Below are 8670 nucleotides of genomic sequence, written 5' to 3'. Positions count from 1 at the left end.
CGGTTCCAACAGCCCAGAGTGGGTGCGGATCCGCGGAGAGGGTGCGGATTTCACACAAGGGGTGCCGACTTCGGCGGCGCGCGATAGCGGGTGGCTTTTCTTGACCGCCGTCACGGCGGCAGCGGGCACTAATAATGCCGACCGGTCTGTATAAGCTGAAGTGTACGTGATCCACACCGACGAAGGGACTCAGCATGAGCGTTCCTCTCGCAAAGCTCGGCATCGCGTCGCTGGCAGCGCTGCTGACCACCCTGCTCAGCAGCGCGACGGCAACCGCCGACAACCACATCCTGGTCGGCTACACCGGCGGTTTGGGCCCGGCGGCCGGGTGCAAATATCCGGTCTGGGTCGGGGATGCGTTGCCCAGCCCGACACCCTCCGTCGACGTCGACGGCGTTCCGATCGGCCCGGTCACCATCGACGCTGGCAGCTGGTCTGCCAAATGGCAACCAGTCTGGCTGGGGCGATACACCATCCGATCGATCCAGCGGTACGAGGACGGACGGATCGCCGAGTACATCTCGGTGGTCGAGGTCAGCAGGCTCGGCATACCCGGGGTCGGCAGCTCGTGCGACGGCAACAGCGGCACCGGGCACGACTTCACCTGATCGCCGAGCTCACGGCCTTTCGCGCGGCGCGTCCGCGTTCCACACATACAGTTTGCCCATGCCCGCGCTGGACAGGTTCTGCACGTTGTAGAGCTGGTGGTAGCCGTCGGAGCCCTGTTGCCAAGCGTCGAGATAACCGTTCTGCGGGCTGACTCTCGGCCGACCGAGGCTAACATCGCTCATCCCGGCGCGATCGTGGACAGCAGCTCCATATCGTCGACGCTGAGTGAAAGCTGGGCTGCCGCAACGTTCTCCTCGAGATGGGCGCGCGTGGAGGTGCCCGGAATCGGCACGATGACAGCGGAGCGATGCAGCAGCCACGACAAGGCGACCTGCGTGCGCGTGCGGCCGTGTCGTGCGGCGACCGTGGCGAGGGGATCATCGGCCTGCGTTGTCGTGCGCGCGACAGGAAGCCAAGGGATGAAAGCGATTCCATGCCGTTCGCAGTAGTCGAGCACGTCTTCGGACGCGCGATCGGCGACGCTGTATCGATTCTGCACACTCGCGATCGGCGCGATCGCCGCAGCCTCGTCCAGCTGACCGACACTCACCTCCGACAACCCGATATGGCGAACCTTGCCCTCCTCCATCAGGATTCGCAGCGCACCGAGCTGGTCGGCGAGCGGCACTGCCGGGTCGATCCGATGCAACTGATACAGATCGATCCAGTCCACCCGCAGGCGGCGCAGGCTCAACTCGGCCTGCTGCCGCAGATATTCGGGCCTACCGAGCGGGATCCACGCGCGGCCCAGATTCACCTGACCGCCCTTGGTGGCGATCACCAGGTCTTCCGGATAGGGATGCAACGCTTCGGCGAGCAACGTCTCGTTGTCCCCCAGGTCGTACGAATCCGCCGTGTCGATCAAGGTGACCCCGAGTTCGACTGCCCGCCTGGCGATCTCGATACCCGTCGACCGGTCCGGGCCCCCGGTGAGCCGCATGGCCCCGAAGCCGAGCCGATGCACCGGCATATCGCCGCCGATGGTGAGCGTCATGGCGATGTCGTTCAGATTCAGCACGATCTCATGCTGCGCCGGTTGATCGATAAGAAAAAGTGATTCTTTCTGAACCTGATTCCGTAGCATCACTACGATGTTGAACCTGGAGCGGCTACGCGTCCTCCGCGCGGTCGCCACGACCGGCTCGATCGTCGGCGCCGCCGACGCGCTGCACGTGACGACCTCCGCGGTGTCTCAGCAAATCGGCAGGCTCGAACGCGAAATCGGCCAGTCGCTCGTCGAACGGCAAGGCCGTGGCATCCGATTGACCGAGGCAGGACAGCGGCTCGCCGACCACGCCGACGAACTCCTCACGCACGCCGAACATGTCGAGGCGACCATGGCCGCGCATCGCGGCGCTGTCGCGGGCCATCTGACCATCGCCACCTTCGCCACCGCCGCACGCGGGCTGCTTCCTGCCGTCCTGCACGACCTGCGCGCCCATCCCGATCTCACGGTCTCGCTCACCGAACAGGAACCCCACGAGGCCATCCCCGCCCTCACCCGCGGCCGCCTGGACATCGCCGTCGTCCAGGACTGGCAGGACAACCGCCTCCGCCTGCCCGACACCCTCTCCAGGCAGCAGCTGACCCACGACATCTTCGATGTGGCCCTACCTGCCCACCACCCGCTGGCCGTGCGCGACACCGTCACCCTCGGCGACCTCCGCGACGAAGCCTGGATCACCTGGCCGTCGGATCAGATCTGCCACGACTGGCTCACCACCACACTCGGGCCGACACATCTCCGGATTGCGCACACAGCGTCCGAGCACTCCACCCAACTAGCGCTGGTAGCAACGGATCTCGGCATCGCGCTCATCCCCCGCCTCGGCCGCGAACCCGCCCCGTCGACCGTCCGCTTCGTCCCCCTAACGCCCTCGCCCACCCGAGATATCTACGCCCTGTGGCGAACCGCCGCCGCCTCCCACCCCGCCATCACCGCGACCGTGGAAGCACTGGTCCGCCACTGCCGGTCCAGGCTGAGCCGACCCACCGGCGATTAGTTTCGCGCTCGTGCCCGGTCTGCCTCTGTGAACCCGACCAACCCAGAGGAGCACACCGTGACCGCCACCTACACCTACGACATCTTCGCCAGCCTCGACGGCTTCGGCTCGTACCGCGAGCCCGGCGACTGGGGCGGCTACTGGGGCAAACAAGGCCCCGAACTGCTCGAGCACCGGCTCGGGCTCTACGCCGCGGACCAACGAATGGTCTTCGGCGCCACCACCTATCGCGCCTTCGCCCAGATGCTGGCCGACAGCACCGAGGATTCCGACGTCCGCGACCCCTGGGTCACCCGCATGCGGAACCTGCCTGCGACGGTGATCTCGAGTACCCTGCACGACCCACTGGACTGGCCGGACGCCACCGTCGTCAGCGGCGACGCCGTCGACATCATCGCCCGCCTCAAAAAGGAATCCGACGTCCCGCTGCGCTCCCACGGCAGCCTCTCCCTGAACCGGGCACTCATGGCCGCGGGCCTCGTCGACCGCATCCAGGTCACCGTCTTCCCTGTCATCACCGGCCAATGCGGCACCGAACCGATCTTCCACGGCGCAGCCGACTTCGACCTCGAACTCCTCGAAACCCGCACCCTCGACGGCCGCACCCAAGAACTCGTCTACCGCCCCACCCTGCACGCCTTCACAGCCCGGTAACCAGACAAATTCGCACCCGACGCCCACGAGTGGCACACCACGGAGAGGTCCTCTCGCACTTTGCCGCAGCCATGTGCCACTCGTGGAACAGGAGTCGGTGCGAGCCGGCGTGAGCGCCTGGCCCGCCGACAGCGTCGCCCCTCGAACTCGCGAGTTTCGCTAGCATCGGACCGGTTTGGGTAGTGCGGTCGGTCGAGCCGATCGACTCGGTGGTTGATCCAAGGGGGACGGATGAGACAGATCCTTTTCGCGGCGATGATCGCTTTAGTGGTGTCGATCATGTTGACACCGTGGTTGATTCGATTCTTCAAGCGCCACGATCTCGGCCAAGAGATCCGCATCGAAGCACCGCAAAGTCATCAATCCAAGCGCGGAACTCCGACCATGGGCGGGATCGCCATCCTGATCGGCATGTGGGCGGGATATCTCGGATCCCACGTGATCGGGCTACGATACGACGCACCCGGCGTCTCCGCGTCCGGACTGTTGGTCCTCGGGCTGGCGACGGCCCTTGGTGTAGTCGGGTTTCTCGACGACTTCATCAAGCTGCGCAATCGACGAAACCTCGGGCTCACCGCCACCGGCAAGTACATCGGCCAGTTCGGTGCCGCAATCGTTTTCGGCGTGCTCGCCCTGCAATTCCCGGACCGCAACGGCTTGACCCCGGCCAGTCGGCACGTCTCAGTCGTGCGGGATCTGCCCTGGTTGTCGCTCGCGCCCATCCTCTTCGTGGTGATGGTCGTCTTCTTGGTGGCTGCGTGGTCCAACGCGGTGAACGTCACCGACGGGCTCGACGGCCTCGTCGCCGGATCCATGGGCCTGACGCTGGGCGCCTACGTGCTGATCACGTTCTGGCAGTACACGAATGCGTGCTCGACCACACCGAGCGCGGGCTGCTACAGCGTGCGTGATCCGCTCGATCTGGCGCTGGTGTGTGTCTCGGCAGGCGCCGCCTGCATCGGGTTCCTGTGGTGGAACGCCGCTCCCGCGAAAATCATCATGGGCGACACCGGGTCACTCGCACTGGGCGGGCTGCTCGCCGGTCTCTCGATCACCACCCGCACCGAACTGTTGATGGCGCTCGTCGGCGGCTTGTTCGTCGCCGAAATCCTCTCGGTGCTCCTGCAGATCATCGTCTTCCGCACAACCCGCAAACGCCTCTTCAAAACCGCCCCGTTCCACCACCATTTCGAACTCAGCAGCTGGCCCGAAACCACAGTGAGCATTCGTTTCTGGCTACTCGCCGCGATCGCCGCCGCCGCAGGACTCATGCTGTTCTACAACGAACACCTCGCCGTCGCCAGATAGCCGATGTGCGCTGCCTCGGGCCAACGCTAGCTCGTCGCGGGCTCACTCGTCTCGGGCCGGTGCTGCCGTTCACTCAGCACGATCGCACCCGCCGCCAGCAGGTAGAACGGCGACATGAACAGCAAACCCGATACCGGCGTGGCGCTGTGTTCGAGCGACGACATCCCAAGATATCCGCCTACCGCGCCGAGAACGGCCAGAATACCTGTGGCCCAGCGCGTTCCGAGCCGGGAATACCTGCGCGGCAGCACGAATACGACTGCGGGCAGCAGCACAACGAGGCCGGACTCTGCGACATATTCGAGCCATTGCTCGAGCAGCGGCGGCGGCGACAGGTAGACCCCGAACGCCGTGTCCCCGCTGTCGATCGCCCAGGCGTCGCTGTCCGGCAGCTCCGGGAACTGCGTATTGACCACCTTTGGCAACGCGACCAGGACCAGGGTCAACACGCGCCAGCAGGTGACGGAGCGCCACCACCGCCCCAGCGACACCATCATGCCTCCGTCCCCTCTGACCGACCTCGCCGCGAGCGACGCTACCCGCGCAGCCGATCCGCAGCGAAATCCTTGTCCCCGGAGCGCGACGCCGATGAAACCCGGGCTTGGGCCTCATCGGCGTCGCAACACTCGGCGCGAGCCGAATGAGACTGTGGCGGTTAGGAACCCGCGCTGCCGGTCAGCGGGCCGGGGGCAGCGGTGCCGAGAGCCCCGTTGAGGAGCTGGCCGAGGCGCTCGCTGGCGAGACGCAGCTGGCTTTCGGCGACGGGGAGGAATTGTTGGGTGTATTCGTCGCCGATGGTGTGGGAGGCGGGGTAGACGCCGGGGCGTTCGACGATGCGGCAGCTGTCCTGGGCCCAGTGGGCCGGGTCGCTGTCGGAGAGGTTGGGTGCTGGCAGGGCGAGCAGGCGGTCGACTTCCCCACTGGCCGGGCGGGTTTCGAGCATCCTGCTGTCCCACACCGAGTGCAGGTTGGTGTTGCGGCCGAGGTAGTCGACCTTGAACTCGTTACCGCCGCGGTCGCGGGCATAGCCTGCGTGCATGGGCTGATGGATGTCACCGACGAAGTGCACCACGAACTTCAGCGCCTGGCGGCGTTCGGCATCCGACTTGCTCTTGTCGGCGAGGATCCCGGTCTGCACTCGAATCGCCTCGACCACGTTGTCACCGTTGTTGCCGTTGACGGCGGGGTCGTACACACACCCGTTCTCCCCGATGTTGACGTAATGCCACGGGGCCGAACGCTTCCCGAGTTCGGGATCGTTCTGGCGGACCTCGTCGGCCCAGGTCGATACGCCGGCGAGGCTGGGGTTGGGTTCGCCGGCCAGCAACCGGTTCACCTCGGTGCGTGCGCTCGGGCTCAACCGCATCTCGGCGATCGTGCCGGTGGCGTTGTGCCCCCGCGCACCCCACGCGTTGGCGGACGGCGGGACAGCCAACAGTGTCGCGGCGAGTGCACAAACACTCGCTACCAAAACTTTGCCTCGCATCGAGAAGATTCCTTTCGAGCAGCGTCGTACACGTTTCTCGCGGACCAGCGCGGTGGGGAAGATGTGCAGCCGCCCCCTGCGCGACCCCAGAAGCTGCCATACCTTTTGGTGGGCTAGGTGAACGACTCCTGAACAGCAGACGAGGAGGTCGACGCGCTGTGGGTCTACGGCGCAAGGACCATCAGCCCGCAGACGTAGCGGGGGAATTCAGGGCATGCGGGCGGCGACACCCGACCGCTACGGTGATGCTCGCCGCGGGCCATGGGAGCCGACCGGTCGGCAGCGTTCATCGGGTGGCAGGGCATAGGAAGGTGGCGGTGTATGAGGGCAATTCTGCTGGCAGCAGCGGCGGTGCTGGCGGTCGGAGGTCTCGCCGGTTGCGGTAACAGCACACCGACCACTCCCGGCGCGCAGCCGCCGAACGCACCCGCCACGTCGGCTGCCCCGCAGCAACCTTCCGCACCCGGCCGCAACACCGCACCCGCGAAACCGACGGCACCGTCCCGCGACAACGCGAATGTCGATGCCCGCGACTACCAACAGGGCGACGCCTTCTATTTCCAGTCGCCGAGCGGAAACATCCTGTGCGGCTTCAACGTCGCAGGCGCCGCCACCGTCGGCTGTCAGGTGATGCAAGCGACCGTCGTGCCACCGGACCTGCCCGACTGCGGAACTCGGCCCAATCGAACTGTGGGCGCCGAGATCAACGGCACGACAGCGCAATTCCGCTGCTTCAGCCAAGGCGTGTACGTCGGCAGCCCCATCGACGGCGGCAGCAAGGGCGGCGGCCGGGTCCTCCCCTACGACTCCACCCTCGTCGTCCGCGGCGCCGCATGCACCTCGACCCAGGCCGGGGTCCGCTGCGACGTCGATGGCCACGGATTCCTGCTGGCGGCCGAAGCACAGTCACTGTTCTGACCAGTTTTGGCGCGCTGACCAGGCGATCTGTTGGTCCCGGCGAATTCTTACACACCTTTGCCGTTCAGCTGGCCTCGCTTTGACGTTGATTGCGCACGATCTCTTTCAACACCCGGCGAGTGCCGGGAGTGTGAGGGAAGAGGGAGTTCGCGAGATGCGTGGTGTGGTGCGGTCATCGATAGGCCTGATGTTGGCGGCCTCGACACTCGGCGGACTGCTGACGGGGTGTGGCAGCGACCAGCCGAGTAGTCCAACGGCACAGACGGAATGGTGCCCGACGGTGGCGGGTCACGGGGTCGAGTGCGGCACAGTGCAGCGTCCGCTGGTGCAGGACAAGCCCGAATTCGGCACTGTCGACGTGAGTTACGCGCTCGTGCGCCGCACGAACACCGATGCTCCCGCGGCGGGCACGATCACCCCGAATCCGGGCGGACCAGGGGTGCCACTGATTTCGCACGCCGCTGAGGCGGTCGCCTTGTCCGAAGGCCTGCTCAACGATCACGACCTGCTGCTGATCGACCCACGCGGGACGGGACTTTCGAGCCCACTGGACTGCGGCGCGGACGAACAGGAGTACCAGCTCGGCACCCGCGAGCAGAACCTGCAGACGGTCGCCCGCTGCGGTGAACAGCTCGGCCCGAAGGCGGCGGGTTACACATCGGCTGCTACCGCAGACGATTTCGATGCGGTGCGCGCACAGCTCGGCATCCCGAAGCTCGTGCTGTACGGCATCTCCTACGGCACCTACCTGATGCCGGTCTACGCCCAGCGCCACCCCGACCGCGTCCAGTCGATGGTGCTGACCGGCGCCTACCCCGCCGACTTCGACCGCACCCAACGCCCCAACGCCGAAGCGGTATCGCTGACACTGCAACGCATTTGCGCACGCAACCAGGTGTGCGACGGCGACGCGGCAGTCGCGAACCTGCGCACGGTGGCCGAGCGACTCCGCACCGCACCGATCACCGTCGACGGAACGCACCCGGTGCTCCTCACCGAAGGCAAACTGGGCAACCTCATCTTCGAGGCCGCCACCAGCAATGTCGGCGCGCAACCCGAGACGCTGACCCCGCTCGGGATGCTGCCCGCCGCTCTGCACGCCGCGGCGCGCGGTGACGACACCGGTCTGCGCGCGTTCGTCACCGCGACCACGTCCGAGCCCGCCTACGAGAAGATCGACGCCTATATCGCCGTCGCCTGCAACGACTACGCGCAACTGTGGTCGCTCGATGCCACTGTCCCGCAACGGGAACAGCAGTACCACGAGGCGCTGGCCCGGCTCGCACCGAACGGCCTCGGCGCCTTCAGCGCGGAAGGCTGGGGCGCCGCCCAGCGTGACGGCGGCGACGCATGCATCCGCTGGCCTGGCATCCCGCAGCACCAGCGCCCCGATCAGGTGCGCACCCCCATGCCCGACGTGCCGGTCCTGGTGCTCTCCGGTGATCTCGACGCCATCACCCCCGACGCGAACGGCAAGCTGGTCGCCGCGAAGTTCCCCCGTTCGACCTTCGTCTCGGTCCCCAACACCGGCCACGTGCCCGACCTGGAACCGAGCGGCTGCGTGGTCGGCATGGTCGGCGAGTTCGTGCGCACCGGCGCCGCGCCCAAGACCGACTGTGTGCCGACGATCCCGCCGATCGCCGTGACGCCCGTCACGAACTGACCGGCCTCCCCGCATGACTACCACCACTG

10 protein-coding genes are annotated in these 8670 nt (G+C 66.5%); 6 read left to right on the top strand and 4 right to left on the bottom strand.

Annotation, left to right across the window (positions count from 1 at the left end; all coding sequences use genetic code 11):
* The first annotated feature begins 194 nt into the window (after positions 1 to 194).
* Positions 195 to 608 carry a hypothetical protein gene (locus tag NA11_RS32210; RefSeq protein WP_069165814.1) on the top strand — a complete coding sequence of 138 codons (414 nt, stop codon included), beginning with the start codon at positions 195 to 197 and terminating at the stop codon, positions 606 to 608.
* Between the two features lie 9 nt (positions 609 to 617).
* On the opposite strand, the gene NA11_RS45905 is transcribed toward NA11_RS32210, so the two are convergent.
* Entirely contained in the window at positions 618 to 791 is a 174-nt protein-coding gene (locus tag NA11_RS45905) for a hypothetical protein (RefSeq protein ID WP_167837777.1), read from the bottom strand.
* Positions 788 to 1603 carry an aldo/keto reductase gene (locus NA11_RS32205; protein WP_069165824.1) on the bottom strand — a complete coding sequence of 272 codons (816 nt, stop codon included), beginning with the start codon at positions 1601 to 1603 and terminating at the stop codon, positions 788 to 790. Before NA11_RS32205 ends, NA11_RS45905 begins: the two co-directional genes overlap by 4 nt.
* 97 nt (positions 1604 to 1700) lie before the next feature.
* Here NA11_RS32205 and NA11_RS32200 point away from each other — a divergent pair, with 97 nt between their 5' ends.
* From NA11_RS32200 to mraY, 3 genes are all read left to right on the top strand, one after another.
* On the top strand, positions 1701 to 2612 hold the full coding sequence (locus NA11_RS32200; protein ID WP_069165813.1) for a LysR family transcriptional regulator: 912 nt from the start codon (positions 1701 to 1703) through the stop codon (positions 2610 to 2612).
* A gap of 57 nt (positions 2613 to 2669) precedes the next feature.
* Positions 2670 to 3266, top strand: coding sequence for a dihydrofolate reductase family protein (locus NA11_RS32195; RefSeq protein WP_069165823.1), 597 nt, complete (start codon positions 2670 to 2672; stop codon positions 3264 to 3266).
* A 231-nt stretch (positions 3267 to 3497) separates the two neighbouring features.
* A complete protein-coding gene (gene mraY / locus NA11_RS32190) occupies positions 3498 to 4574 on the top strand; it encodes a phospho-N-acetylmuramoyl-pentapeptide-transferase (protein ID WP_069165812.1) in 1077 nt (358 codons plus the stop codon).
* A gap of 26 nt (positions 4575 to 4600) precedes the next feature.
* Here mraY and NA11_RS32185 read toward each other — a convergent pair whose 3' ends face one another.
* Together NA11_RS32185 and NA11_RS32180 are read right to left on the bottom strand one after the other, a co-directional pair.
* Complete coding sequence (locus NA11_RS32185) at positions 4601 to 5071, bottom strand: hypothetical protein (protein WP_069165811.1); 471 nt, start codon at positions 5069 to 5071, stop codon at positions 4601 to 4603.
* 158 nt (positions 5072 to 5229) lie between these two features.
* Positions 5230 to 6060 (bottom strand): S1/P1 nuclease, encoded by an 831-nt coding sequence (locus NA11_RS32180; RefSeq protein ID WP_069165810.1) that lies wholly within the window; start codon positions 6058 to 6060, stop codon positions 5230 to 5232.
* A 321-nt stretch (positions 6061 to 6381) separates the two neighbouring features.
* Between NA11_RS32180 and NA11_RS32175 the strand changes: the two genes are divergently transcribed.
* On the top strand, positions 6382 to 6978 hold the full coding sequence (locus tag NA11_RS32175) for a hypothetical protein (RefSeq protein ID WP_174567760.1): 597 nt from the start codon (positions 6382 to 6384) through the stop codon (positions 6976 to 6978).
* A gap of 280 nt (positions 6979 to 7258) precedes the next feature.
* On the top strand, positions 7259 to 8641 hold the full coding sequence (locus tag NA11_RS32170) for an alpha/beta fold hydrolase (RefSeq protein WP_245746320.1): 1383 nt from the start codon (positions 7259 to 7261) through the stop codon (positions 8639 to 8641).
* Positions 8642 to 8670: the final 29 nt, after the last annotated feature.

This window comes from Nocardia altamirensis NBRC 108246 (assembly GCF_001612685.1).
Lineage (GTDB): Bacteria > Actinomycetota > Actinomycetes > Mycobacteriales > Mycobacteriaceae > Nocardia > Nocardia altamirensis.
This window is presented reverse-complemented; position numbering and strand designations above follow the sequence as displayed.

Coding starts and splice junctions, on each gene's coding strand:
- NA11_RS32205 (WP_069165824.1), bottom strand. CDS start 1,603: ATGACGCTCACCATCGGCGGCGATATGCCGGTGCATCGGCTCGGCTTC.
- NA11_RS32185 (WP_069165811.1), bottom strand. CDS start 5,071: ATGATGGTGTCGCTGGGGCGGTGGTGGCGCTCCGTCACCTGCTGGCGC.
- NA11_RS32200 (WP_069165813.1), top strand. CDS start 1,701: ATGTTGAACCTGGAGCGGCTACGCGTCCTCCGCGCGGTCGCCACGACC.
- NA11_RS32175 (WP_174567760.1), top strand. CDS start 6,382: ATGAGGGCAATTCTGCTGGCAGCAGCGGCGGTGCTGGCGGTCGGAGGT.
- NA11_RS45905 (WP_167837777.1), bottom strand. CDS start 791: ATGAGCGATGTTAGCCTCGGTCGGCCGAGAGTCAGCCCGCAGAACGGT.
- NA11_RS32180 (WP_069165810.1), bottom strand. CDS start 6,060: ATGCGAGGCAAAGTTTTGGTAGCGAGTGTTTGTGCACTCGCCGCGACA.
- NA11_RS32210 (WP_069165814.1), top strand. CDS start 195: ATGAGCGTTCCTCTCGCAAAGCTCGGCATCGCGTCGCTGGCAGCGCTG.
- mraY (WP_069165812.1), top strand. CDS start 3,498: ATGAGACAGATCCTTTTCGCGGCGATGATCGCTTTAGTGGTGTCGATC.